This is a genomic window from Syntrophaceae bacterium (assembly GCA_013177825.1).
Classification (GTDB): Bacteria; Desulfobacterota; Syntrophia; order Syntrophales; family PHBD01; genus PHBD01.
The window spans coordinates 269,406-292,878 of record JABLXX010000004.1 but is presented as its reverse complement, the minus strand read 5'-3'; the positions used below and the strand labels follow the sequence as shown (position 1 = coordinate 292,878).

The following is a 23,473-nucleotide window of genomic DNA, read 5'->3' as shown; positions in this document are numbered from 1 at the left end:
GCCGGACCGGGAATGCTTTTGAATCCCGATAATGAATGGATGCGGGTGATAATCGGAAGTGGAACCGGAAAAGAACGGATGAGATTCTTCCACCGTTTCCGGATTCACCCGGATCTCGTCAGGACAGTCATGGTTCCCTCTTTTCCTGTTCGGATGGGGAATGATCCGCCGGCACATTCCATTCCGGGGATCGGATCAGCTGTGGCGGCACTTTGTTGGCGCCGAAGATCGCCACCAGTTGAGCAAGGCCAAGGTTGATGTCCCCGAGCTTGCCCTCGCCCAGCGTCTCGAGTCCCGAGGCAAGCAGACCCTGAGCCACTTCGGGCGCCGAGGAAAGAAGGCTGTTTCCCTTCTCCGTCAGCTCTACCCACACGACCCGCCGGTCCTCCTCCGACCTCCTCCGCAGCAGATAGCCCCGCGCTTCCAGTCGGTCGAGAATGCCGACAACGGTGGCGGGGTGAAGGTAGACGCGCCGGGCCAGATCGAGCACCCGGACGGGCGAGGATTCGGCAATGGCCTTGATCGTCCAGAGTTGAGGCCCCGTCAGCCCCGTCTCCCGTTCCACCTTCTTCGACTGTTCGTTCAGAATCTGAAAGATTCTCCTGACATTATCAATGATATCCGCGATGGTTCGATGTTTCTGGTCCAAAAGGTTTCCTCAAAAAGAAGTTGCAGACAGAACGGCAATCTGTTAATTGCAGGACAAATCGTTTGTATAGAAACTATAGCAATTTTGCTTCAACACGTCAACACAGCGCCGGGGATCGGCACGGGAACGAAATGAAACGGCTCGTAGTTTTTATATTCATTCTTTTTCTCCTCGGCCCGTTTTCAGGAATGGCCTTCCCGTCGGATAACGACATTCCTGATCTGCGGGGAAACTGGATGAGCTGTTCCACGCTGGAGGCCGACAAAATCGGCTTCACGCCGGCCTCCCCGACATTTCTGATGGAGATTGAGGATCAGTCAAACCGGCAATTCACCGGACGCCTGGCAATCGACGCCCAGGAACCGGACTGGAAGCAGTTTCGAGGAGTTTTCGATGACCAGGGCCGTTTTCTGACTATCGTTCTCTCCGATCGTAATGTCAATGTCGGATATATAATAAGCAAAAATCGCCTTCGGTTGATTTTTTACGGCGAACCGGAGGACGGGATTGTCGCGATCCACGTTCTGAAAAGGGAGAAATCCCATCGCAGAGCGGCTCTCGACAATCCGTAGCAGTTACTGAAAAAGTCTTTGCAGGCTGTTGAACGGCTGGATGCCCGACTCTCGAAATTCCGAGCCGTGAACCGCAGGTTCGCGGCGGTAAGCGGAATGATGAGGGGATGCGCGGCAGGAGGCAGGATTCGAGACAGTCTGTAGAACCCTCTACGGCAGAGCAGGGTGTCACAGGTCAGGGACAAACAGCCTCCTCATTCTTTCTGCGTTCGTCCAACCCTGCTCTGCCCCTTATTGATCCGCTTCCCGGTATTTTTCAGGTCAACCCCGACGCCGAGTCGTTCCTGCCTGTTTTTATCCTTTCGATCTGATCGCAGTATGTTCGGATGATGTCCTTCCGGCTGATCATGGAAATCAGCTTCTGTGGGTCTCCAGGGTCCACGATGGGCAGTTCCCGGACCTCCGCCTTGGTCATCATCCGGAGGGCGGTCTTCAGATCGTCTCCCGGCGTGACGGTCAGGACGCTGTCCGTCGCGATGTCCTTGGCCACGACAAGGTTGTGGAGTTCCTCGTTCAGCATGACCCGGCGCACGTCCGAGATGGAGAGAATTCCTGTGAGGCGGCCTCCCGCATCCACGACCGGAAAGTTGGACTGCGTGGAATCGACGATTCGCTGGAGAAGGGCGTCGAAGCTGCAACTCTCCGGGATGGTCTCCACTTTCCTGTCCGGCGGCACGGCGTCCGACACGGTGACATGCTCCAGCATATCGACGGCAAAATCCCCGAGATGAGCCGGCGAGTCGATGCGGGCGGGCACCTGCTTTTCATAGAGCGAGACATCGCCCAGCAGGAGATAGGATATCGTCGAGACGATCATGAGCGGCACGATCAGGTTGTAGCCGCCGGTCATTTCCGCCACCATGATCAGGGCGGCGATAGGAACCTTGGCCACACCGGCAAAGAAACCGCCCATCCCCACCAGGACAAAGGCCCCGGGATGGAGGGACCACTGGTCGAAGATGTTCCCGCACAGGAGACCGTACGCCCCCCCCAGCATGGCCCCGATGAAGAGCGAGGGCGCGAAGACACCGCCGCTTCCTCCCGAGCCGATGGTGAGGGACGTTGAGAGGATTTTGGCAAAAACCAGCACAATCATCAGGCGCATCGCCATCTTGCCGTCGATGGCGGACTGAATCCAACCGTAGCCTCCTCCCAGGACCTCGGGAAGAAAAAACGCGAGCACTCCCAGCAGGAGCCCTCCGACGGCGGGCCGATATATCCGGTTCATCCGGAGCCGGCCGGCAAAGAGGTCCCGCATCCCGTAAAAAAACCGGATGTAAACGTAGCCCACGGCGGCGCAGAGGATGCCGAAGATCCCGTAGAGCAGGAGCTCCGCCGGGGCGGTCACGGGGGCCAGATTGGGAATGGTGAAGATCGTCCCGTAACCCGTGTAGAGGGTATAGACGGTGAAGGCGACAATGGAGGAAAGAATGCAGGGGATGATCCCCTCGAATTCGAATTCCGGTCTCCGGTAGAGGACTTCCGTTGCAAAGAGGGCCGCTCCGAGCGGTGCCTTGAAAATGGCGCCGATTCCCCCCGCGGCGCCGGCCAGGAGCATCAGCCGGCGGCTCGGCTCGTCCATCTTCAACAGCGTGGCCAGGATGGAGGCGAAACCGGAACCGATCTGCGCGATGGGACCTTCCTTGCCGGCCGACCCGCCGGAGCCGATGGTGATCGCCGAGGCGACAGTCTTGATGACCGGCACCCGCGGCCGAACCGCTCCCCCTTTCCGGTGAAAGCTGTCGATCATGGCATCGGTCCCGTGCCCTTCCGCCTCGGGGGCGAACCGATAAACCAGGAAACCCGAGATCAGGCCGCCCAGTGCCGGGATCGCAATCATCAGCCATTGGGAGAGGGGAAAGCCGAGCAGGCGGATGGATCGGTACGCATCCGGAATCGCCCAGGCGACGAGATCGGTCATGAAGAACCGGGTTCCGCTCGTCAGCAGATAGTTGAAGAGGATGGCCCCCAGCCCTGATACCACGCCGACCGTCATCCCCAGGACAATCCAGCGCCCGATGGATTTCATCCGTAGGGTTGAGAAGGACTGTCTGTATCTTCCGAAATGGATTTCCATCCCATCTCTTTCGGACTTGCGGTTTGCGAGACATTAATTTGTATCGCAATTAATGTCAACAGCGGACAACCCTGCGGAACGGCAGCATGTCATTTTTCCTGTTTGCATCCCAACCCCTCGGATTCAGGGCTCTGTCGTCCTCAGCGGGGAGAATTCTCTTGCGAAAACACCGCCCCTGAAGTAGAAATTTTCAACGGATAATCAGCGGGAGGCAGGCAATGTACTGGGAAAAAGAGCTGGAAACAATGGACCGCGGACAACTGGCTGCTCTGCAATCGGACAGGCTCCGTGACACGTTGAAACGGGCCGTCCAATCCTATTATTACGGGAAGGTCTTCACAGATACGGGCATCCATCCGGAGGACATCCGCACCCTTAATGACGTCAGGAAAATCCCCTTTACGACGAAAGACGACCTCCGGGAAAACTGGCCTTACGGATTTCTGGCCGTCCCGAAGGACGAGCTGATCCGCATGCATTCCTCCTCGGGGACCACGGGCCGGGCCACGGTCATTTTCCATACGAAAAGCGACGTTGACGCCTGGACCAACCTGGTGGCCCGCTGCATGTACATGACGGGACTCAGGAAAAGCGACGTCTTCCAGAACATGATGACCTACGGTCTGTTCACGGGCGGCCTGGGCTTCCATTACGGGGCGGAGCGCGTCGGCGCCCTCACGATACCCGCCGGGGCGGGCAACAGCAAGCGCCAGATCCAGCTCATGCGGGACTTCGACACGACGGCCGTCCACATCATCCCCAGCTATGCCCTGCACCTGTACACGGTCTTCGAAGAACTGGGCCTCAAGCCGGAGAAGGACACGAAGGTCCGGATGGCCTTCATCGGCGCAGAGCCCCATTCGGAAAAGATGAGGAAGCGGATCGAAGAATTCTACGGCTTCAAGGCCTACAACTCCTACGGGCTCTCGGAGATGAACGGACCCGGCGTAGCCTTCGAGTGTCCCGAGCAGAACGGCATGCACATCTGGGAGGACAACTTCATCGTCGAGATCATCGATCCGGTCACCCTCCAGCCCGTTCCGGACGGCCAGGAGGGAGAGCTGGTCATGACGACTCTGCTCCGGGAAGGCATGCCGGTCCTGCGATACCGGACGAAAGACCTGACCCGCATCCTCCCCGGGGAGTGCCCCTGCGGCCGCACCCATCGGCGCATCGAGCGGATCACCGGCCGCACCGACGACATGATGATCCTCAAGGGCGTCAACATCTTCCCCATTCAGATCGAGAAAAAGCTCATGGAGATCCCCGGGGTCGGCAGGAATTTCGTCATCCTCCTGGAGAGGGACGGTTTCAACGACCTGATGCACATCAAGGTGGAGGTGGAACGGGAATACTTCAGCGGCGAGCTTCGTCACCTGGAGGCCCTGCGGCGTCGCATCGTGGATGAACTCAAGAGCGACATCCTCATCACGCCGAAAGTCGACCTGGTGGAACCCGACAGCCTCCCCAAAACGGAGGGAAAAGCGGTCAGGGTCATCGACAACCGCGAGAAATGACGGCCCGGGAAATTGTCCGGAGGATGCGTTGCGCTGCATCCCTTTTCAGAAAAGGCGCGCCATTGGTTCCAGCTTGAAGGGCAGCAAGGAGGAATGATTTCATGATCGCACATCAGCTTTCCATTTTCGCGGAGAACAAACCCGGCAAGCTCGCCGCCGTCACTTCCGTCCTGGCCAAGGCAAAGGTAAGCATCCGGGCGACCACGATCGCCACAACGGACACCTTCGGCGTCATCAACCTGATTGTGGACGATCCCAAGGCAGCCCAGGCCGCCCTGACCAAAGCCGGGATGATGGTAAAGCTGAGGCCGGTCCTCGCGATCCTCATCGACGACAAGCCCGGCGGTCTCGACCGGCTCACCCAGCTTCTTTTCAAGGAAGGGGTCAACGTGAACAACGCCTACGGCTTCGTCCTGGAAAGCCGGGAAAAGGCTGTATTCGTGGTGGATGTAGACCAGATGGAAAAGGCAGAAAAACTCGTCGAGAAAAATGGTTTCCGGACGCTGGACACGGAGGCCCTGTCGGCCATCGAGCCGTTTCACTACATGAAGTATTGACGGCGGAACGCCGCATCCAAACGCAGAGAGAGGCACAGGGGCACGGGGAGGGATCACCCGTGCCACCGCAAGTGCCGGGATGATCCGCAAGGACTTTGATTGAACAGGGGGAAGGCATGAAACACGAAAAAAAGGGAAGCTTCAGGGACAAGCACCCGGACGCCAAAGCGGATCCCGAGATCTCCGAGGCTCTGCGCAATGCATCCGAGAAGGGAGCCATCTCCTGCGCCGCGGCAACCCGGCTGGCGGATTTTCTCCGGAAGGACATGGCCGTCATCGGCGTACACCTGGATCTGTTAAATATACAGCTCACCCGGTGCCAGCTCGGTCTTTTCGGATACCCCCAGGGACGAATTGTGAATGCCGCCTATGCGGTCTCTCCGGAGATCGAACGGGCCATTCGGGTGGCCCTCCAGGACGGACGCCTGCCCTGCCTGGACTCCTGGGAAATCGCTCACCGGTTCGCAGTACCGAAGATGGAAGTGGCCGCCATATGTGAAGCCCTGAAGATCAAGGTCAAACCCTGCCAGCTCGGGGCTTTCTGAAACATTCGCCCCGGCATCCCGGCGGACCGCAAAAGCGCCCCTGTTTTTCATCACAAAGAATTCGTGCGAAAATCCTGACCGTCCGAAGGATCGCTCATTCCCGGGTCCTGAAAGGCCCGGATCTGAATGCATCGATTGCCCCCTTCCTCTTTTGCCCGATACATCGCCTCGTCCGCTTTCCTGAGCAGGGTCTTGCAGTCTTTCCCATCCTCCGGGTAGTAGGCGATCCCGATGCTGGTAGAGGAATGGATGGAATGGCCTTCCAGTACAAAATCCTTCGTGAAGGATTCCAGGATTTTTTCCGCCACCCGCAGGGCCGCCTTGTCCCCCCCGATTTCGGGAAGAAAAACGACAAACTCGTCCCCTCCAAGACGGGCCACCGTATCGCTCTCCCGTACCGCCTGCCTGAGCCGGCCGGCCACTTCCGTCAGGAGCTGATCTCCCAGGGCATGGCCGAAGGTGTCGTTCACCTCCTTGAACCGGTCCAGGTCGAGCACCAGGAGCGCTGCTTGACGTTTCGCGCGGACAGCCACCGCCAGCGCGGTTTCAACGCGGTCCTGCAGCAGGGCACGGTTGGGAAGCCCCGTCAGCGGATCGTGATACGCCAGGTGCCGGACCGCCTCCTGGGCCTGTATGTGATCCGTCACGTCGATAACCGTACCCATAATGGCCGGTCTCCCCTGGTAAGAAATCATGGCGGAGTGGACTTCGACGCTGAGTACGGTACCGTCTTTTCTCATGGCCCGGTAAGGAGTGTGGGTTATGCTCCGATCCCCTGCAAGCCTCCGCCGGATGTTCCCCTCGAGAGTGGGAAGGTCCTCCGGGACGATAATGTCGGAAGGGGACATGCGGTTGATGACTTCGTCGGGTGGATATCCAAACATCTCAATCAAGTGATGGTTCGCATAGCGGATACGGTTGTCCTGCATGACAAGAACCCCGACAACAGACTCCTCCGCCAGGCTTCGGAACTGCTCTTCCGATCTTCGCAGGGCTTCCTCACTTTTCATCAAGTTGCGGAACAGAGCATCATAGGGATGCCGCATGCCCATATCGATCAGGGCCAGGTAAAGGAGCCACAGGGAAACGATCTTGAGGAAGTGCTCCGGGACACGGAAGTATCCGAACATGTAGATGTATGGAGTGAAGGCCGTCTCCTGGACGACCTTGACCAGGATGGCGGCCATTGCCAGCCGGAAAACCACGGAATCGAAGGAATCCCGGACCCGAAACAGGAGAAGCCCCGAGACGACAAGGATTCCGCAGATCACATACTCGCCGGCAATCTTGAAGGCGGTCGGCCCCGTACCTTCCAGGAAGCAGTCCGGGAACAGTCCCGGTGTAAAGATGGCAAAAAGGAGGGTCGCCGTGATCAGTGCATATAGAGCCAGGGCCCTCCAGGCCGGCAAGGTGCGGGCGACGAAAAAAGGAGCCGCCAGAAAAGACACGCTTTCCGTGAACCGGGCGGCCATCCACAGTTGTGCCGACAGGTTGGCGCCGTATCCCGGGAAGACGCCCATGCCCGGACGAGCCAGCATGTGACCGAAATCGAGGACTGCCGCTGAAAGGAGAGAAATGCCGACAAGCAGAAAGTAATGGTTGTCCAGGGTCCGGCGAGCGTTCCAGGCAATGCCGAAAATCGTACAGGCAATGACGATGGAGAAGCCTTCGGCGACGGCATGGAAGAGAAGGTCGCTATGGGTCTTGGCCAGAAAAAGCACCGCCAGGAGAAGCCCTGCCAGAACCAGATGTCCCGCTGCTCTCTTCATAACCGGTCGCCGTCCCTATATCCTGCTTTCCTGCACCCGTGCGGCCGGCACAGCATCCAGCCACTCCGGAAAGATTCTTACCCGTTCTGTTCCTCGTAACGGGCCAGCGTGAAGAGCATGTCCGCCAACCGGTTCATGTATTCATGGACGGCGTCGTTTTTCACAAGGCCTTCCGTCTTGAGCAGGGCGGCCTTCCGTTCGGCCCGCCGGATAACCGTGCGGGCCACATCGATCTGGGCGGAAACAACCGTTTTCCCCGGGTAGATGAATTCCCTTCCCAGCGTAACATCCTTCTGCAGATCGTCAATGAGGTTCTCCAGGCGCTTCGCGTCCTCATGGCCAATACGGCGGGCCAGTTTCGGCAGGTCTTCCGGAAGGGCCGACAGCTCCGCCCCCAGAACGAGGAGATCCTTCTGCACGTCCAGCAGGATGTCCCCTATCTTCGCGTTCCCGGTCATTGCCCGGGCGACCCCCATGACGGAACTGGCCTCGTCGAGAACACCGTACGTCTCCGGGCGGGGATCATATTTCGGCACGCGCTGTCCCCCCAGAAGACTCGTCTCGCCCCCGTCTCCCTTTTTCGAAAACTTCATCCGTTATCCCTCCTTTTTTCCAGCAGCCGTTTGACGATTCGTACGACGGCCTCGGCGTTCTCCCGGGCACACCGGACGATTTCATTCATGGTCAGAGGTTCCCCGCCGATGCCGTGGGCGAAATTATCGACGGAACAAAGAGATGCATATTCGAGGTCCAGCTCCTTCGCCACAGAGGCCTCCCCGCCCAGGGTCATCCCGACGATGTCGGCAAACGCAGCGGCCATGCGAACCTCCGCCTTCGTTTCAAACCGGGGCCCCACCGTATGCCAGTACACGCCGCCGTCCACGGCGGGCCGGCCGCAGTCCTCCGCCGCGGACAGCCATTCCCGTCTGAGTTTCCCGGAGAGACCGGGGGTGACGTGAACGGGCCGGTCGTGAAAGACCGTCGGATAGGCGGTAGTCATGATGTAATCGTCCGGCACGACGAGGGTTCCCGGGGGCAGGTCCGGCTTCAGAGATCCCGTTGAATTGGCCGAGACGACGCAGCGGACGCCCAGATTCCTGAGGGCGGCCATGTTGGCCGCATGGTTGATCCGATGGGGGAGGATATAAGGCTCCCCTTCCAGGCCATGGCGGGGGATGAATGCGACCTCGTCAGACAAAAGGATCATGGCGGGACCGAAGGGCGTTTCCACCATGCGCGGTTTCAATTTGCCCAGGACGTGGCTTTTCAGGAGCATGGGGCCGGAGATGATTCCCAGGGGCGGCATGACGTTCCCTTCCATGTGAAGAGTGACCGAGCCAGTTGATATTACCTCAGAAATGCCCCTTCCCGCAAGGAAACCTTTACGGAGAGCCTTTACAAACCTTTACGATTGCCGGCCGCACCGGTCATGCGTCGGCAAAGGGATTGACAGCCTCTCCGCTTGTATGCCATAGCCACAGAAAAAATTACCTGGAGGAAACCCGATGGCGGAAGGCAAGCTTTTTGAAGCCGGCGACGGTAACTTCGACCAGGAAATCCTGAAGGCCGACAAGCCGGTCCTTGTTGATTTCTGGGCACCCTGGTGCGGCCCCTGCAAGGCCCTCGGACCGATCGTGGAAGAAATAGCAGCGGCTTACGGAGACCGGGTCAAGTTCGCCAAGGTCAACGTAGATGACAATCCAAGAACATCGGCCACGTACGGGATACGCAGCATCCCCACGCTGCTCCTTTTCAAGGATGGGAAGGTCCTGGACACCCTGATCGGATTGGCGCCGAAGGACAAGCTGGAAACGTTCGTAAAAAAGGGGCTGTGATGAGGGACGCCAGAAAACGCCGGGCCCTCCTGCTGATCCTGATCGCCCTGATCTTCATGACGACCGGCTGCGGCTGGGTGAAAAATCTCTTCACCAAGAAGGACATGAGCCGGTCAACCCCGGACGCCGTTTATGCCCGCGGCTACGAAGACTATCAGGAAGGGCGCTACGAGAAGGCCGTCGAATCGTTCCAGCGGCTCAAGGAAGTCTATCCACTGAGTCCCTTGGCGATTCTCGCGGAGATGGGCATCGCCGACGCCCACTTCAGCAACAAGTCCTATGGTGAGGCCGAAGTGGCCTACACGGATTTCTACAACCTGCACCCCACCAACGAGAACATTCCCTATGTTCTTTATCAGATCGGCATGTGCCACTACAACCAGATGCCGACGATCGACCGGGACCAGTCGGAGGCCGTGAGAGCCCGGAAGGATTTCGAGCGGCTCATCGCCCGGTTTCCCAACAGCAAGTTCGCCTTCCAGGCGGAAAAGCGACTCCGGGAAACCCGGCAGCAGCTGGCGGAAAACGAGTTTTACATCGGCGAGTTCTACTTCCGGACGAAGAAATACAAGGCCGCCCTGAAGCGGTTCGAGGGCGTCGCAAAAGACTACTCGGGCCTCGGGCTGGACTACAAGCTCAACTGGTACCTTGCCGAAACGAAAAAGCTTGCCGCGGCGCAGGAAATCGAAGAGCAGAAGGAAAAGGAGAAAAAGCGGCTCCAGGAAGCAAAAGAGAAAGAAAAGGAAGAAAAGAAAAAGGCAAAAGACAAGGATAAGGACAAGGAAAAAGTCGAGAAAAACGATAAAAACAATGGTTGAACCGGAGGTCCGGCAACGGACACCGACCGGATATGGAAAGGAGCCCCCAGAGGCTCCTTTTTTTATGGCGTTTTCATGAATCCACGTCCGCCGGAGATGCTACGGTCGGCCGGCGGGACGCCCCCGGCTCGCCGCCTGTCACGCCGGGAAACGAAGGCGGCGCAGTGCACGGTCGGCTGCCTCCTCCGGCAAAACGTCCGTTTCCACGACGCCGTGGCACTCCTTCGGCAATTCATGGACGGCGTCATAGTCCGCCTGCTGCTGCCGGAAGATCTCCCAGCGGCCGTCGGAGGGCTCGCCCGCCTCCGACTGCCGGGATTCAAGCCTTCGCCGCACCTTCCCTTCATCACACCGGCATTCAAGAACGATGAAATCCGCGTCCAGGCTCCGGGCCGCTTCCAGCGCCCGCAGGCGCTCCTCGCGCCGCTTGTAGGAGCCGTCGATGACGGCCGACCGGCCCGACCGGATCGCCGTCGCAGCCCGGTCCAGGGCCGCGGCGTAGGTCTTGCGCGAGACCTCTTCCGAATAGAGGCCCTCGCCGAAGTCCTCTGAGCGCTTTTCCCCCGGCGCCAGGCCCGCCAGTTCCTTCCTCAGGGCGTCCATCTGGATGATGCGGGCGCCCAGGCGGGGGGCGATCTGCCGGGCCACGACGCTCTTGCCGGTCCCCATGAGCCCTGCCGTCAGGATCAGCGCGGGCCGCTCCGGGCGGGCGGCATACGTGTAGGCCCAGTCGAAGTATTTCTCCGCCATCTCCCGGGCCTCCCGGCGCCCCTCCTCGCCGATGGCCGGGTCGTCGAGGCGGAAGCTGACCACCTTCCCCCGGACAAAGGCATAATAGCATTTGTAGAAATTCAGAAGCATCCTGACCGCCTCATCCCCCGAGTGGCGGATATAGGCCGTCACGAAGGCCTCCGCCCACTCCGGATAGCCGTTGTAATCCAGGTCCATGGCGAGGAAGGCCGCCTCCGCCGCCGTGTCCTCGAAGCGAAACCGCTCGTTGAACTCGATGCAGTCGAAGATAACGATTTCGCCGGCCAGGCAGATGTGTTCCAGGTGCAGATCCCCGTGGCAGTCCCGGATCCGGTGCTCCGCCACCCGGCGGTGCAGGAGCTCTCCGTTCCGATCCATGAAAAAGGCGATGTAATCCCGGATGAAGGTCCACTGGTGGGCCGGGATGGTGATCCCGCGGTACTTGGCCGTCTGCTCGAAATTCTCGTCATGATTGCGGCGGATCGTCTCGATCCCCCCCACTTCGTCGATGCGGCCGCCCGTCTCGGCTCCGGCGTGAAACGCCGCGATCTTCCGCGCCACGTTGTCCATGACGGAGATGTCCACGGCGCCTTCCAGAAGGAGCCCCTTGAGCATCCGCTCCTGGGGCAGCCGCCGCATCCGGACGGCGTATTCGACCACGGGCCCGTCTCCGGAAAGAGACAGGCCGCCGGCCTTCTCCTCGCGAATCTCCGCCACGCCCAAGTAGGTGTCGCCCGCCAGCCGCCGGTTCAGCCGGACCTCCTCGCCGCAGTAGAATTTTCTCTTCTCCGGCGTGGTGAAATCGAGAAATCCGAAATTCACGGGCTTCTTTATCTTGTAGACTTCGTCCCCAGCGATGAAAACAAAGGAGATGTGGGTCTGGACCAGTTCGACCGTCTCCGGCCGGTGGGGATAAAAGTCGGGGCGCAGCATGGACTCGACGAGCTTCGGATGGGTCATGGCTTCACACGTTCTCCTCACGTATCATTTCTCTTTACCCGGGTGCGTCCCGGCCAGTACCGGGAAACCCGCCCCGGCGGAACGATGGACTCCTTGTGCCTTGTGGCGACGGACTGGCCTGCGGTCGGCCCGGCGGGGGGAATTCGGGACCTTCACCGCTTTCCCGAAAATTCCGCTCTCCTACTCCTTTTCCAGGCGCTCCTTCCATTCCTGGATGCGCTGCAGGGCCTCCAGGGGGGTCATGTTCATGGGATCCGCCACCCGGATCTCCTCCAGGAGATCGTCCCGGACGCCCGCGAAAAGGCTGAGCTGGCTTGACTCCTTCCGGGACGCCCGCTTTCCCCTGGCGAGGCGGGGCATCCCGCCTTCGTCGAACTCGCCGTTCTCGATGTTGTGCAGGATCTCCCGGGCCCGCTGGATCACGTCCTCGGGGACGCCGGCGATGCGGGCCACCTGGATGCCGTAGCTCCGGTTCGTCCCGCCCTCCATGATCTTCCGGAGGAAGATGATCCGGTCTCCCCATTCCCGGACGGCGATGTTGTAGTTCTTTACGCCCTCCTTCGCGGCGGCCATCTCCGTGAGCTGATGGTAGTGCGTGGCGAAGAGGGTCCGGCACCGGAGGCTCGGCGCGTCGTGGAGATGCTCCGCCACGGCCCAGGCGATGGACAGGCCGTCGAAGGTGCTGGTCCCTCGCCCCACCTCGTCGAGGATGACGAGGCTCCGGGGCGTGCCGTGGCGGAGGATGCCGGCGACCTCATTCATCTCCACCATGAAGGTGCTCTGCCCGCGGGCCAGGTTGTCGGCGGCGCCGATGCGCGTGAAGATCCGGTCGGCCACCCCGATCCGGGCGGAGGCGGCGGGGACGAATCCCCCCATCTGGGCCAGGATCACGATCAGCGCCACCTGCCGGATGTAGGTGGACTTGCCGGCCATGTTGGGGCCCGTGATGATGAGGAAGCGGTTCTCCCTCCCGTCCAGGAGGGTGTCGTTGGGAACGAACGCCTCGGGGAAGACCGCTTTTTCGACGACGGGGTGCCGGCCGTCGCGGATGTCGATGGCGTCGCCGTCGTCCACGTCGGGGCGGCAGAAATTGTCTCGCTGGGCCACCTCCGCCAGGGACGCCAGGGCATCCAGGTCGGCCAGGGCCGAGGCGGTGGCCTGGATCCGCCGCACCTGCCGGGCCGCCTCGTCGCGCACCGCCGTGAAGAGCTCGTATTCCCTCTCCCGCCGCCGCTCCTCCGCATGGAGGACAGCGTGCTCGAACTCCTTCAACTCCTGGTTGATGTAGCGCTCCGCGTTCACCAGGGTCTGTTTGCGGACGTACTCCGGCGGCACCCGGTCGGCGTTGGCCTTCGTCACCTCGATGTAGTAGCCAAAGACGCTGTTGTAGCCCACCTTCAGCGTGGAGATGCCCGTCTTTCGCCGCTCCGTCTCCTCCAGGGAGGCGATGCCCCGCTTGCCGTCACGGCTCAGGACGATGAGCCCGTCCAGGTCGGCGTCGTACCCCTCCCGGATGATCCCCCCCTCGCGGACGCTGAAGGGCGGGTCATCCACGATGGCCATCCCGATCAGCTCCCGCAGGTCCGCCATTTCGTCGACGTCCGCCTTCCGGGAAACGGCCAGCGGCGCCGTCCATTCCTCCGCGGCGGCCAGGACCGCCGGCACCTGATCCAGGGAGGAACGGAGGGCCGCCAGGTCCCGGGCATTGGCCACGCCCATGGATACACGGGCCGCCAGGCGCTCCAGGTCCTGCACGCAGGACAGGGCCTTCCGGAGCCGCTCCCGCATCAGATTCCGCTCCCGGATCGCACCGACTGCGTCCAGGCGCTCGCCTATCCGCGCGGGATTCACCAGGGGGTACGAGAGCCACCAGCGGAGCCTCCTCCCCCCCATGGGAGTGACCGTCTCGTCGAGGGCGTGGAAGAGCGAGCCCGCCTTCTTCTGCTCCCGGATGGTCGTGAAGAGTTCCAGGTTCTCCCGGGCCGTCTCGTCCAGGACGAGGTACTCGCCGGCTTCCTGGAACTGGATCTCCCGAAGGTGCCCCAGGCGCTCCTTCTGGGTTTCCTCCACGTAGCGGAGCAGCGCTCCCGCCGCACCTGCGAGGGCAGGCGTTCCGGAGATGCCCTGCCGGTCGATGGATTCCGGGGGGAAATAGGCGCCTAGACGATCCCGGGCTGCGTCGGCGTCAAAATAGTCCGGCGGCAGGAAATTCACCAGGAGGGCATTGGAGCGCTGCCGGAGACTCTTCAGCCAGGGCTCCGACCGGGCCTCTTCTTCGGCGATCATCTCCCGGAAACCAAGGCCCGCCGCTTCGGCAAGGAAGAACTCCCGATCCACGAACCGGGTGATCCGGAAATCGCCCGTCGAGATGTCCAGGAAGGCCATCCCGTACGTTCCCTCCCGAACACAGACGGAGGCGAGGAAGTTGTTCTCCTTGGCCCGGAGGTTGTCCGGTTCCAGGACCAGCCCCGGCGTCACGACGCGGACCACGTCGCGCTTCACGACGCCCTTCGCCTGCCTGGGGTCTTCCATCTGCTCGCAGACGGCGACCTTGAAGCCGTTCTCGATGAGACGGGCGATGTAGCCCGAAGCGGAGTGCCAGGGAACGCCACAGAGGGGGACGGCATCCTCCTTCCCCTTGTTCCGAGACGTCAGCGCGATATCCAGGACGGGCGCCACCGTGACGGCGTCGTCAAAGAACATCTCGTAGAAGTCGCCCATCCGGAAGAAGAGAATGCAGTCGGGATACTTCTCCTTGAGCGCCACATACTGGCGCATGGCGGGGGTCAGGTCCCCTACTCCCATCGGTCGTCTCCACGGCGCGAGAGGTCGATGGTCTCGTCCCGGGACCGGCGGGGTCCCGGACCGGAGCGGATGCCGGGACCGGGTCCGGAGAAGAAGGAATGGAGGATCCAGCTGACGATGCTGATCAGGAGCGCGCCCAGGACGGCGGGCCAGAATCCCTGTACGTCGAACCCGGGGATCACCCCCGAGGCCATTTTCAGAAGCAGCGCGTTGATGACCAGGGTGAACAGCCCCAGGGTCAGAATGTTCACGGGCAGTGTAACGATGATCAGGACGGGCTTGAGGAGCGTATTGAGAATCCCCAGGACGGCGGCGGCGAAGAAGGCGGACCAGAAGCTGGCCACGCGGATGCCTTCCACGAAGTAGGCCGCCGCGAGAACGGCCACGGTCAGGATCAGCCAGCGAATGAAGATACTTGTCATGGATCAGCCTTCCGATTTCAGGCAGATTCAGCGGGAGAACATCCGGCCCCGCCCGCAGGGACACTCGCCGTCAGGGCACGCGAGCCCCGTCAAACGAGGCGCAGGTTTTTGTGTGCCGCGGCGGGGAAGGATCCGCAGCGCCCCCGTCCGGCCTGTTTCTTCGTCGTCACACCTGGGTAAAGTACTCCGGCTTGGCGGAGCAGACGGGACATTTGTCCGGGAGGACGCCGTCGGAGACATAGCCGCAGATCGTGCACACATAGTATGTCGTCTCCCGCTCTTCCATGAAGTGGCCCATGGCCTCCTTGTACAGCTTCGCATGGACCTCCTCGACGTCCCGGCTCTGGCTGAAGTGCAGGGCGGCGCCGCGGTTCCCCTCTTCATTGGCGATTTTGATGAAGGCGTCGTAGGCCACGCCGGCCACCTTCGTCTCCGACTCGAAGCTGGCCGCCAGGTTGTCCTCAGTGCTCCTGATCTCCTTGAGGAGCCGCAGGGCCCGGGTTCCGTGGACTTCCTCCGACAGGGCAATGGCCCGGAACAGTCTGGCCATCTGGGGATAGCCCTCCTTCTCCGCCTTGTCGGCATAGACCTTCAACCGCAGGACCGCCTTGGCCTCGCCGGTGTAGGCCTGGTGGAGGATCTCCATGATCTTGCTCATCGGTTCCTCCTACTCCTCCGGGGCGAAGACGTCTTTGCCGGAACCGCAGATCGGGCAGACCCAGTCTTCGGGCAGATCCTCAAAAGCCGTCCCGGGGGGGATTCCGGCATCGGGATCTCCCTTGGCCGGGTCGTACACATAGCCGCACACGTCACAAACATATTTCTTCATGATTTCCTCCACAATTGCCTGATTCTTTCATCCCTGGGAAACGACGTCCTTGACAGCCGCAGCCACCTGACGCCCCTGCTCGAAACAGCGGGCCAGCGTATCCCGGTCGGGGACGTGCTTTGCCCGGATGGCCTCGCCGACGATCTTCACCTTCGTGTCTTCCAGGTATTCCTGGACCTGCTTCGCCGACTCACCGCTCCAGCCATAGGAGCCGAAGGCGCACCCCAGCAGGTTGGCCGGCCGGAGCCCCTTCAGGTACGTCAGGACGTCGGCCATCTGGGGAAGCAGGTTGTTGTTCAGGGTGGGGGAGCCGGCGCAAAGAGCCCCCGCCTCCAGGGTCTCGTAAACCACGTCGCTCCGGTGAACCTCGTCCATGTTCATGAGCTTCACCCGGAGCCCTCCTTCGGCAAGCCCCTCTGCCATGGCCCTGGCCATCTTCTCGGTGCTCTTCCACATGGTGGCGTAGACCACGACGGCCTTGGCCGCCGGCTTCTGGGCGGCCCAGCGGCCGTAGCGGGCGAGGATCCCCTGCAAATCCTTCCGCCAGACGGGTCCGTGGTCCGGGGCGATGACATCGATGGCCAGGCCCGAAGCGGCGACCCGCTCCAGGAGTTTCAGGACGAGCGGAGAGTACGGCAGGAGGATGTTGGCATAGTACGTGGCTGCCTCGAACTCGAGGACAGCCGGGTCGATCTCGTCGTCGAACCGCTCCGAAGTGGCCAGGTGCATGCCGAAGCCGTCCTGGGAAAAGAGCAGCCTGTCCTCCTGGAGATAGCTGAACATGCTGTCGGGCCAGTGGAGCATCCGCGTCTCCATGAAGTCCAGGGTCGCGTTGCCCAGGCTGAGGCGGCTGCCGTCCTTCAGGGGAACGATCTCCGCCGGACGGTGGAAAAGCTCCTGCAGGGTCTTTGCACCCATGGGGGATGCAAAGACCTTCTCCGGCCGGATCATGTCGATGATCTCCGGCAGGCAGCCCGTGTGGTCCATCTCCGAGTGGTTGGAGACGATGTAGCGGATTTCCTTCGGGTCCACGACGGAGGCGATCCGGGAGAGCATCTCCTCCCGGAACGGGGCCTTCACCGTATCCATCAGGGTGATCTTGTCGGCCATCACCAGGTAGGCGTTGTAGGTGCTTCCCCGGCGGGTCGTGTAGCCATGGAAATCCCGGATATTCCAGTCGATCGCACCGACCCACCAGACCCGGTCGGTGATCTTCACAGCCTTGTAGAAATCGACGTTGTTCATGTGCTTACCTCGTAGCCGTATCGGAATGGGAAATGCCGGGCATTGGATAGCATTACGCCGTGGAGGGTGTCAATCCCGACAGCTTCGGGACGGCTCCGGATTGCCCGCTCTGCATATCGATTTGCCTCTTTCATCCCTTCACCGACACTGGAAAGTCGGTGAAGACGCCGTCGACTCCCATGGCTTCCATGGCCCGGAAGTCCTCCTCCCGGTTGACGGTATAGACAAATACCTTCAGGCCCCTCCGGTGCGCCGCGTCCGTAAGGCGGCGGCTGACCCGGTCCAGGCGGATATGGATGGAAAAAAGATTCCTTTCCACCTGAAAGCGCTTCGTGGGGAGGATGGGGGAGCGCGTCAGAAGGCCCCGGGGAATTCGGGGCGCCTCCTCCCCGGCAACGGCCAGTTCCCGGCGGTGAAAGGATGACAGGAGAACATCCCCGTAACGCCATCCGCGTTCTCTCACATACCGCCGCACAACGGCCGCTGCCGGACCGGCTGTGCCGGGCCCTTTCAATTCCACGTTGACCACGGCCCGCCGGTCCACCAGGTCCAGGACCTCGTGGAGAAAGGGAATCCTCTGTCCCTGTCCGGCATCGAGGGAGCGCAGATAGGCGAGGGGGGAGGCCATGACCCGGCCCTGCCCGTTCGTCGTCCGCTCCAGCCGGGGATCGTGGATCACGACCAGTTCGCTCTCGACGGCGTACACGTCGATCTCAACGCCGTCGGCCCCGAGGGCAAGGGCCTGCTCAACGGCCGCCAGGGTGTTCTCCGGCGCCCGGGCCGAGGCACCCCGGTGGGCGAAGCGGAAAAGCCGGCCACGGGGAAGTTCGGCCAGGGACGTCACGGCATCCTCCCGCGGCATCCACACTCGCCGCCCTGCGGGACGACCGCCTTACCCCGCCGGAGCGCAGCAGGATGAAACCCGGAATCCGCAACCGGCGGCCCGGAGAATCGGGCGGGAGTCAACGCCCGATCTCCCGGACAAAGGCCTTCAACTGTGGAAACACGGCTCGGTCCCCGGACCAGTCATAGGGCAGGATTTCCGCGCCGAGGGCCTTCAGGGGCTCCGCCAAAACGGCAGGCAGGGCGGCCGGAGCAGCCAGGACCAACCACGGTTTTTCCGGGAGAGAAACGCCGTCCACCAGGAGCCTTGCCGCCGCTTCGTGAACCTCGCCGTCCCGGAGGCTCGTCAGAATTTTGAACAGGACGGTGATCCGCTCCTGGCTGTCCACGATAAAGCAGTCCCGGCCTTCGTCGTTGCCCGACTGGAGTCCCATGGACTGAAGAGCCGCGGCCAGGTCGCCGGCGATCAGGCCGCGGTCGCAAAACCGGGAAAGATCGACGGGATCCGGCAGGGCCGCTTTGCCGCTGAGTTCTTCGCGGAACTTCACTTCCGGGAAGGCGATGGCCAGTTGGGGGTCCTGAGACGCGGCCAGGTCTTTCATCCGCTGGACCTTGCGGACGAACTGCCCGAGCTGGCGGACGAAACGGGGAGAATGAAGGGCGCCCACAACGGCCACCGTCGCCAGTTCTTCACCGTCCTCCATGAGAGCCCAGACACCGCGGTAGCGGCTCCCGAACAGGGATTTGCCGATTCCCTTCCGGCTTCCCCCGAGGCGGCCCCGGTGGACGACATAGATCACCCCTTCCGGGTCCCGCGCCAGGGCGCCGCCGATCTTCCGGTCGATTCCCCGGATCGGGAAATTGATCTCGCAGGTGATGGCTACCCGCCCCTCCGGCGCCGGCTTGCCGATCCCCAGGACGTTCCAGTGGTTCTTCTCCGGGATCCGCTTGGAGTAGAGCCAGAGATCCCGTTCGTCCGACCAGTATACGGAGGCCCGGAAGCTAGCCCCCGGATGCCCAACCCGGACGGGAATCCGCGCGTCCGCGACAGCCCGGAAACTTCGGCTGAACTGCTGCTGACACCGCCGGATGGTGGCCTCGTCCTCGATGACCTTCAGCATGCTCGATTCCTCTCCGACCGGTCCCCTCCAGAAAGGAACGGGTATCCGGAACGAAATGATTTTCGTACGAGACGTGTTTTTCTACCATGGGTCCGCCGTTACGGCAACGTTCATCATGCGGAAAAGGGATGCAGTCCACCCGGTTATCACCTCCGGGAGTCTGCCGTTCAGCGATTCACCGGCATGGGGGCTTGCACTGGAGATTGTTTTCCCCTTATGGTGAGTTTGGGAGGCAGTCATGAAAACCTTTCTGATCCACATTCTGATCATGCTTCTTCTGATTCTTCCCGGATCGGCCGTCGCGGATGTCCGGGAGATCACCGCCGAGGGATCCTACATCATGGGGGACGGCGAGACGCCCCTGGCCGCGGAAGAGCGGGCGCTGCAGAAGGCGAAGCGGGCCGCCCTTGAGGAAGCGGGAACCTATGTGGAGAGCTACTCGAAGGTGGAGAATCTCCAGCTCACCCGCGACGAGGTCCAGGTTCTCGCCTCGGGGATCATGGACGTGACGGTCCTGGAAAAGAAGAGGACCATGGCGGGGGATGGCCTCATTGTGTGGGTCCGCATCCGTGCCCGGATCCAGACGGACGAGGTCAAAAAAATGGCCGCCCGGGTCCGGGAACGGGACGCCGCCGAGGATTACGGCAACCTCCGGAAATCATACGAAGACAGCCGCCGGGAGATCGACCGGCTGAAGGCGGAGCTGGCCCGCTCGAAGGGGAAGAAAGAGGCCATACCCCTGCAGGAGAAAATCACGCAGGACGAAAAGCGCCTCCAGGCCTCCGCCTGGCTGGAGAAGGGCCTCCAGTTCTACCTGCGGAATGAATTCGGGCCGGCCGTTGCGGCCTACACGTCGGCAATCGAACTGGATCCGGGCTACGCGGACGCCTACGCGAACCGGGGAAACGCCTACCAGCGGCAAGAGCTCTTTAACAGGGCCGTCGCCGACTACACTCGGGCCCTCGCTCTGGAGCCGGGTGCGGCCTATATCCACCGCAACCGCGGGCTTGCCTACCGGGAAATGGGAAAGTACGACCAGGCATTGAAGGATCTGAACCGGGCCATCGCCCTGAAGCCGGACGGCGCCAGCGCTTACGACGGCCGGGGCACCGTATACCGGCGGATGGGCAAATTGGACCGGGCCATCGATGATTTCGATCGGTCCATCGCACTGAATCCGGACGGGTCCAGTTCCTACCACAACCGGGGCAGCGCCTGGTTCGACAAGCGCGAATACGACCGGGCCATCAAGGACTACAACCGGTCTCTGGAGCTGAACCCGGCCTCGTCACTGGCGTTCCATCACCGCGGGAATGCCCACCTGATGGCGGGGCGGCTCGACCAGGCCATTGCGGACCTCGACCGGGCCATCGCCCTGGAGCCGTCCGACGCCGGTACGTACTACAACCGGGGAGACGCCTGGCTCAAGAAGAACCGTCTGAACGAAGCGCTGAAAGACCTGAACCGCGCGATCTCCCTGGACCCCAAGTTGGCCGATGCCTACAACACCCGGGGCATCGTGTACCGGCGGATGAACCGGGTTGAGCGGGCCATCGATGACTACACCCGCGCCATCGCCCTCAACCCCAGGTACGACCTCGCCTTCAACAACCGGGGATACGCCCGGTTCGTTCAGGGCCGGCTCGACCAGGCCATCGACGACTACAACCGCGCCATCGCCCTCACCCCCGGGTACGCCAATGCCTACAAGAACCGGGGAACCGCCTACAAAAAGAAGGGAAGGAAAAGCCAGGCCCTCGCGGATTTCCGGAAGGCCTGCTCGCTGGGTCTGAAGGAGGCCTGCGACGCCGCCGGGGCGATCCAGGCCGGGCGTTGACGATCCGTTCGTCTCTACTCCAGAAAGTACTCACCCCGGATCCGAACGATGGCTCCACCGCCGAACCAGACGCGCATGCCGCCGCCGTCGTCCCGGGCCAGCAGCCGGACGATGTTCGGCCTGGCGAAATCGCCGTTCTGCTCCAGGCGGATGGACGATCCGTCCCAATATCCGTTCTTCAGGAGATAGCAGCCGAAGGCCGCATTCCCGGACCCTGTCGCGGGGTCTTCGAGATACCCGAAGGTAGGCGCAAACACCCTCGTCCGGAAGGCATTCGCCTTGTCCGCCGTCTCACAGGAGTACACGGTGACGATGTCGACGGAGTGCGCTTCGCAGTAGGATTTCAGCTCTTTCAGACGGGGAGACATCCCAAGCACCGTCTCCAGCCGCCGGATCGGAACGATCAGCGTCTCAAGGCCCGCATTGACAACGGATATCGGCTTTTCACGATCCAGGTCGACCGGATCGATGCCCGCGGCCTCGGCAAAACCGCCATCATCGATCCGGGTGTTCGCATAGACGGGCTCGGGAGCTGCAACGAACACGGCGTTTTCCCCCTCGATCCTGTTCTCCACCGTCAGCGTCCCCATGTTGTTGACGATTCGGATGGTTTCCCGAGCAAGCAAAGCTGGGTCATTCCCGATCAGATCGTATGCAATGCCGATCGTCGCATGACCGCAGAACGCGACTTCGCGCTCCGACGAATAATACTTCAATCCGTACACGCCATCGTCGATTTTCCAGACGTACCCGACTTCGGAAACGAATCCCTTCAGCTCCCGGGCGATTCTTTGCATTTCATCGGCCGTCATCTCGGCCGGCGCATTCAGGTAGACCGCCCCGGCGGGGTTCCCCTCCGATGTCGCCGTGGCAAAGGCGTCGATCTTCTTGAAAGAAAACGATTTCTGCAAAGATGGAACGGGCATGGAATCACCTCCGGTTGTCAGGATCGACGGCTTCCGGCACGGTCGGCAGGCCTGCGCTCGATCGCCTCCCCGCCCTGCGGGCCGTCAGGAGCGCGGACGCCGCCTATCTTCCGTTTCGGCCGGGTTTCTCCGGAAACAGTCTCGAGGACAAAAAGCCCCATGCGGCGAGGCGGAATTGCACCGCCGTGCGGAGACATCCGAATCCGTACTGCAGGCTGCGGCTGAAGTTGATGGACGACGCCTCGGCAAAATATCGGGTGGGGCAGCTCACCTCGGCGACGATGTAGCCGAACCAGACGACCTGGGCCAGCATCTGGTTGTCGAAGACGAAATCGTCCGAATTCTCCTCCAGGGGGAGCCTCTCCAGGAGCTCCCGGGAAAACGCCCGATAACCCGTGTGGTATTCGGACAGCTTGGCTCCAATCAGGAAATTCTCCACCAGCGTCAGAAAACGGTTGGCGGCGTACTTCCACAGGGGCATGCCGCCCGTGAGCGCGTATCCTCCCAGGATCCTGGACCCCAGGACGCAGGAATAAAGGCCGCCGGCGATCATGGACGCCATGGCGGGGATGAGCTTCGGCGTGTACTGGTAATCCGGGTGGACCATGATGACAATGTCCGCCCCCTCCGCCAGCGCCAGACGGTAGCAGGTCTTCTGGTTCGCCCCGTAACCGCGGTTCTCGCCATGGACGAAGACCTTCGTTTTCGGCAGGGCGGATGCGATTTCCGCCGTTTCGTCACGGCTGGCGTCATCCACCAGGATCACGAGATCCACGATCCCCTGGGCCATCACCTCTTCGTAAGTCTTTTTCAGGGTCTTCGCCGCGTTGTAGGCCGGCATGACCACAACGATTTTCCGGTCAAGAAACATGCTTTCTCCAGCCGATAGACAGGCGCCGCCACCGGGATCGCAAACGATATGAAATCTTCCGGGTCACTTTCGCGATTTTCGGTATTTCATGAGCTCCGCCCGGAGCCACGGGCCGCTCTCCGTGATCTTCCCCCCGCCGCAGCGAACCTGATAAGGCTTCCCGCTGGAACTGCTTTTCGCAGCGGCCCGCTCAATGAACTCCTCTGCGGATGAAACCATGCCTTTTTCGAGGAGATACTGATGCTTTGCGCCGCCGCCTCCCTGCTGTCGTACCGGGAGCCGTTCCGGTAGAAATCGCAGCCGGAAGTCTCCAGATAGGAGAAAAGATGCTCGATCTCCGCCCGGGCTGCGAGAGGCGGTTCTCCAGCATGGGAAACAGAGACCATCAGCAGAGATGCGGCGAGAATCAGAATTCTCACTATGTCCCTGCACGATAACGATGAATGCCGTTCCATTTTCCGATCCGCAGCAGAAGGTTCAGATTCGCATGCCGATGCATAGCCTGTCAGCCCGGCGATTGCAACG

General features: G+C 61.5%; 22 protein-coding genes and 1 pseudogene. 7 read left to right on the top strand and 16 right to left on the bottom strand.

Translation table 11 applies throughout. From position 1 onward, the window contains the following. Positions 1–127: 127 nt before the first annotated feature. On the bottom strand, positions 128–649 hold the full coding sequence (locus HPY65_10870; protein NPU84978.1) for a winged helix-turn-helix transcriptional regulator: 522 nt from the start codon (positions 647–649) through the stop codon (positions 128–130). 20 nt (positions 650–669) lie between these two features. Between HPY65_10870 and HPY65_10865 the strand changes: the two genes are divergently transcribed. After that, positions 670–1,221, top strand: a complete 552-nt coding sequence (locus tag HPY65_10865) for a hypothetical protein (GenBank protein NPU84977.1) — start codon at positions 670–672, stop codon at positions 1,219–1,221. A gap of 256 nt (positions 1,222–1,477) precedes the next feature. Here the strand turns inward: HPY65_10865 and HPY65_10860 are convergent, their stop codons facing one another. Beyond that, complete coding sequence (locus tag HPY65_10860; protein NPU84976.1) at positions 1,478–3,250, bottom strand: chloride channel protein; 1,773 nt, start codon at positions 3,248–3,250, stop codon at positions 1,478–1,480. 266 nt (positions 3,251–3,516) lie between these two features. On the opposite strand from HPY65_10860, the gene HPY65_10855 reads away from it, so the two are divergent. From HPY65_10855 to HPY65_10845, 3 genes are all read left to right on the top strand, one after another. Then, positions 3,517–4,815, top strand: a complete 1,299-nt coding sequence (locus HPY65_10855; protein ID NPU84975.1) for a phenylacetate--CoA ligase — start codon at positions 3,517–3,519, stop codon at positions 4,813–4,815. Positions 4,816–4,916: 101 nt separating this feature from the next. After that, positions 4,917–5,372: an ACT domain-containing protein gene (locus HPY65_10850; GenBank protein ID NPU84974.1), complete on the top strand. Its 456-nt coding sequence runs from the start codon at positions 4,917–4,919 to the stop codon at positions 5,370–5,372. A gap of 116 nt (positions 5,373–5,488) precedes the next feature. Further along, positions 5,489–5,917 carry a hypothetical protein gene (locus HPY65_10845; GenBank protein ID NPU84973.1) on the top strand — a complete coding sequence of 143 codons (429 nt, stop codon included), beginning with the start codon at positions 5,489–5,491 and terminating at the stop codon, positions 5,915–5,917. A gap of 50 nt (positions 5,918–5,967) precedes the next feature. On the opposite strand, the gene HPY65_10840 is transcribed toward HPY65_10845, so the two are convergent. The 3 genes from HPY65_10840 to HPY65_10830 form a co-directional block, all read right to left on the bottom strand. Further along, entirely contained in the window at positions 5,968–7,686 is a 1,719-nt protein-coding gene (locus HPY65_10840) for a diguanylate cyclase (protein ID NPU84972.1), read from the bottom strand. 77 nt (positions 7,687–7,763) lie between these two features. Beyond that, positions 7,764–8,279, bottom strand: a complete 516-nt coding sequence (locus tag HPY65_10835; protein ID NPU84971.1) for a cob(I)yrinic acid a,c-diamide adenosyltransferase — start codon at positions 8,277–8,279, stop codon at positions 7,764–7,766. Continuing rightward, the gene (locus HPY65_10830) at positions 8,276–8,992 is read right to left on the bottom strand and encodes an MTAP family purine nucleoside phosphorylase (GenBank protein NPU84970.1); all 717 of its coding nucleotides are present in this window, start codon (positions 8,990–8,992) and stop codon (positions 8,276–8,278) included. The genes HPY65_10835 and HPY65_10830 overlap by 4 nt, the downstream gene beginning before the upstream one ends. Positions 8,993–9,191: 199 nt before the next feature. Between HPY65_10830 and trxA the strand changes: the two genes are divergently transcribed. Next, entirely contained in the window at positions 9,192–9,521 is a 330-nt protein-coding gene (trxA, locus tag HPY65_10825) for a thioredoxin (GenBank protein NPU84969.1), read from the top strand. Next, complete coding sequence (locus HPY65_10820) at positions 9,521–10,339, top strand: outer membrane protein assembly factor BamD (GenBank protein NPU84968.1); 819 nt, start codon at positions 9,521–9,523, stop codon at positions 10,337–10,339. Before trxA ends, HPY65_10820 begins: the two co-directional genes overlap by 1 nt. 138 nt (positions 10,340–10,477) lie before the next feature. On the opposite strand, the gene HPY65_10815 is transcribed toward HPY65_10820, so the two are convergent. From HPY65_10815 to HPY65_10780, 8 genes are all read right to left on the bottom strand, one after another. Beyond that, a complete protein-coding gene (locus HPY65_10815; GenBank protein ID NPU84967.1) occupies positions 10,478–12,049 on the bottom strand; it encodes an AAA family ATPase in 1,572 nt (523 codons plus the stop codon). 180 nt (positions 12,050–12,229) lie between these two features. Next, positions 12,230–14,854, bottom strand: coding sequence for a DNA mismatch repair protein MutS (gene mutS, locus HPY65_10810; protein NPU84966.1), 2,625 nt, complete (start codon positions 14,852–14,854; stop codon positions 12,230–12,232). Then, complete coding sequence (locus HPY65_10805) at positions 14,845–15,276, bottom strand: phage holin family protein (GenBank protein NPU84965.1); 432 nt, start codon at positions 15,274–15,276, stop codon at positions 14,845–14,847. Before HPY65_10805 ends, mutS begins: the two co-directional genes overlap by 10 nt. 166 nt (positions 15,277–15,442) lie before the next feature. Beyond that, entirely contained in the window at positions 15,443–15,934 is a 492-nt protein-coding gene (locus tag HPY65_10800; GenBank protein ID NPU84964.1) for a rubrerythrin family protein, read from the bottom strand. 9 nt (positions 15,935–15,943) lie between these two features. Further along, a complete protein-coding gene (locus HPY65_10795) occupies positions 15,944–16,105 on the bottom strand; it encodes a rubredoxin (protein ID NPU84963.1) in 162 nt (53 codons plus the stop codon). A 27-nt stretch (positions 16,106–16,132) separates the two neighbouring features. Then, positions 16,133–17,350: an FprA family A-type flavoprotein gene (locus HPY65_10790; GenBank protein NPU84962.1), complete on the bottom strand. Its 1,218-nt coding sequence runs from the start codon at positions 17,348–17,350 to the stop codon at positions 16,133–16,135. 130 nt (positions 17,351–17,480) lie between these two features. Beyond that, positions 17,481–18,212 (bottom strand): glycerophosphodiester phosphodiesterase, encoded by a 732-nt coding sequence (locus HPY65_10785; protein ID NPU84961.1) that lies wholly within the window; start codon positions 18,210–18,212, stop codon positions 17,481–17,483. A gap of 100 nt (positions 18,213–18,312) precedes the next feature. Then, a complete protein-coding gene (locus HPY65_10780; GenBank protein ID NPU84960.1) occupies positions 18,313–19,314 on the bottom strand; it encodes a hypothetical protein in 1,002 nt (333 codons plus the stop codon). 238 nt (positions 19,315–19,552) lie between these two features. On the opposite strand from HPY65_10780, the gene HPY65_10775 reads away from it, so the two are divergent. Continuing rightward, a complete protein-coding gene (locus HPY65_10775) occupies positions 19,553–21,151 on the top strand; it encodes a tetratricopeptide repeat protein (protein NPU84959.1) in 1,599 nt (532 codons plus the stop codon). A 14-nt stretch (positions 21,152–21,165) separates the two neighbouring features. On the opposite strand, the gene HPY65_10770 is transcribed toward HPY65_10775, so the two are convergent. The 3 genes and pseudogenes from HPY65_10770 to HPY65_10760 form a co-directional block, all read right to left on the bottom strand. Then, the gene (locus tag HPY65_10770; GenBank protein NPU84958.1) at positions 21,166–22,077 is read right to left on the bottom strand and encodes a PhzF family phenazine biosynthesis protein; all 912 of its coding nucleotides are present in this window, start codon (positions 22,075–22,077) and stop codon (positions 21,166–21,168) included. A 103-nt stretch (positions 22,078–22,180) separates the two neighbouring features. Further along, positions 22,181–22,948 (bottom strand): glycosyltransferase family 2 protein, encoded by a 768-nt coding sequence (locus HPY65_10765; GenBank protein NPU84957.1) that lies wholly within the window; start codon positions 22,946–22,948, stop codon positions 22,181–22,183. Between the two features lie 63 nt (positions 22,949–23,011). Continuing rightward, positions 23,012–23,403: pseudogene (locus HPY65_10760) on the bottom strand (DUF5329 family protein). Between the last annotated feature and the right edge of the window lie 70 nt (positions 23,404–23,473).

What these genes read in the sequence shown, in the direction of transcription:
- HPY65_10860 (NPU84976.1), bottom strand. Translation starts at nt 3,250, where the DNA reads ATGAAATCCATCGGGCGCTGGATTGTCCTGGGGATGACGGTCGGCGTG.
- HPY65_10855 (NPU84975.1), top strand. Translation starts at nt 3,517, where the DNA reads ATGTACTGGGAAAAAGAGCTGGAAACAATGGACCGCGGACAACTGGCT.
- HPY65_10850 (NPU84974.1), top strand. Translation starts at nt 4,917, where the DNA reads ATGATCGCACATCAGCTTTCCATTTTCGCGGAGAACAAACCCGGCAAG.
- HPY65_10845 (NPU84973.1), top strand. Translation starts at nt 5,489, where the DNA reads ATGAAACACGAAAAAAAGGGAAGCTTCAGGGACAAGCACCCGGACGCC.
- HPY65_10840 (NPU84972.1), bottom strand. Translation starts at nt 7,686, where the DNA reads ATGAAGAGAGCAGCGGGACATCTGGTTCTGGCAGGGCTTCTCCTGGCG.
- HPY65_10835 (NPU84971.1), bottom strand. Translation starts at nt 8,279, where the DNA reads ATGAAGTTTTCGAAAAAGGGAGACGGGGGCGAGACGAGTCTTCTGGGG.
- HPY65_10830 (NPU84970.1), bottom strand. Translation starts at nt 8,992, where the DNA reads ATGCCGCCCCTGGGAATCATCTCCGGCCCCATGCTCCTGAAAAGCCAC.
- trxA (NPU84969.1), top strand. Translation starts at nt 9,192, where the DNA reads ATGGCGGAAGGCAAGCTTTTTGAAGCCGGCGACGGTAACTTCGACCAG.
- HPY65_10820 (NPU84968.1), top strand. Translation starts at nt 9,521, where the DNA reads ATGAGGGACGCCAGAAAACGCCGGGCCCTCCTGCTGATCCTGATCGCC.
- HPY65_10815 (NPU84967.1), bottom strand. Translation starts at nt 12,049, where the DNA reads ATGACCCATCCGAAGCTCGTCGAGTCCATGCTGCGCCCCGACTTTTAT.
- mutS (NPU84966.1), bottom strand. Translation starts at nt 14,854, where the DNA reads ATGGGAGTAGGGGACCTGACCCCCGCCATGCGCCAGTATGTGGCGCTC.
- HPY65_10805 (NPU84965.1), bottom strand. Translation starts at nt 15,276, where the DNA reads ATGACAAGTATCTTCATTCGCTGGCTGATCCTGACCGTGGCCGTTCTC.
- HPY65_10800 (NPU84964.1), bottom strand. Translation starts at nt 15,934, where the DNA reads ATGAGCAAGATCATGGAGATCCTCCACCAGGCCTACACCGGCGAGGCC.
- HPY65_10795 (NPU84963.1), bottom strand. Translation starts at nt 16,105, where the DNA reads ATGAAGAAATATGTTTGTGACGTGTGCGGCTATGTGTACGACCCGGCC.
- HPY65_10790 (NPU84962.1), bottom strand. Translation starts at nt 17,350, where the DNA reads ATGAACAACGTCGATTTCTACAAGGCTGTGAAGATCACCGACCGGGTC.
- HPY65_10785 (NPU84961.1), bottom strand. Translation starts at nt 18,212, where the DNA reads ATGCCGCGGGAGGATGCCGTGACGTCCCTGGCCGAACTTCCCCGTGGC.
- HPY65_10780 (NPU84960.1), bottom strand. Translation starts at nt 19,314, where the DNA reads ATGCTGAAGGTCATCGAGGACGAGGCCACCATCCGGCGGTGTCAGCAG.
- HPY65_10775 (NPU84959.1), top strand. Translation starts at nt 19,553, where the DNA reads ATGAAAACCTTTCTGATCCACATTCTGATCATGCTTCTTCTGATTCTT.
- HPY65_10770 (NPU84958.1), bottom strand. Translation starts at nt 22,077, where the DNA reads ATGCCCGTTCCATCTTTGCAGAAATCGTTTTCTTTCAAGAAGATCGAC.
- HPY65_10765 (NPU84957.1), bottom strand. Translation starts at nt 22,948, where the DNA reads ATGTTTCTTGACCGGAAAATCGTTGTGGTCATGCCGGCCTACAACGCG.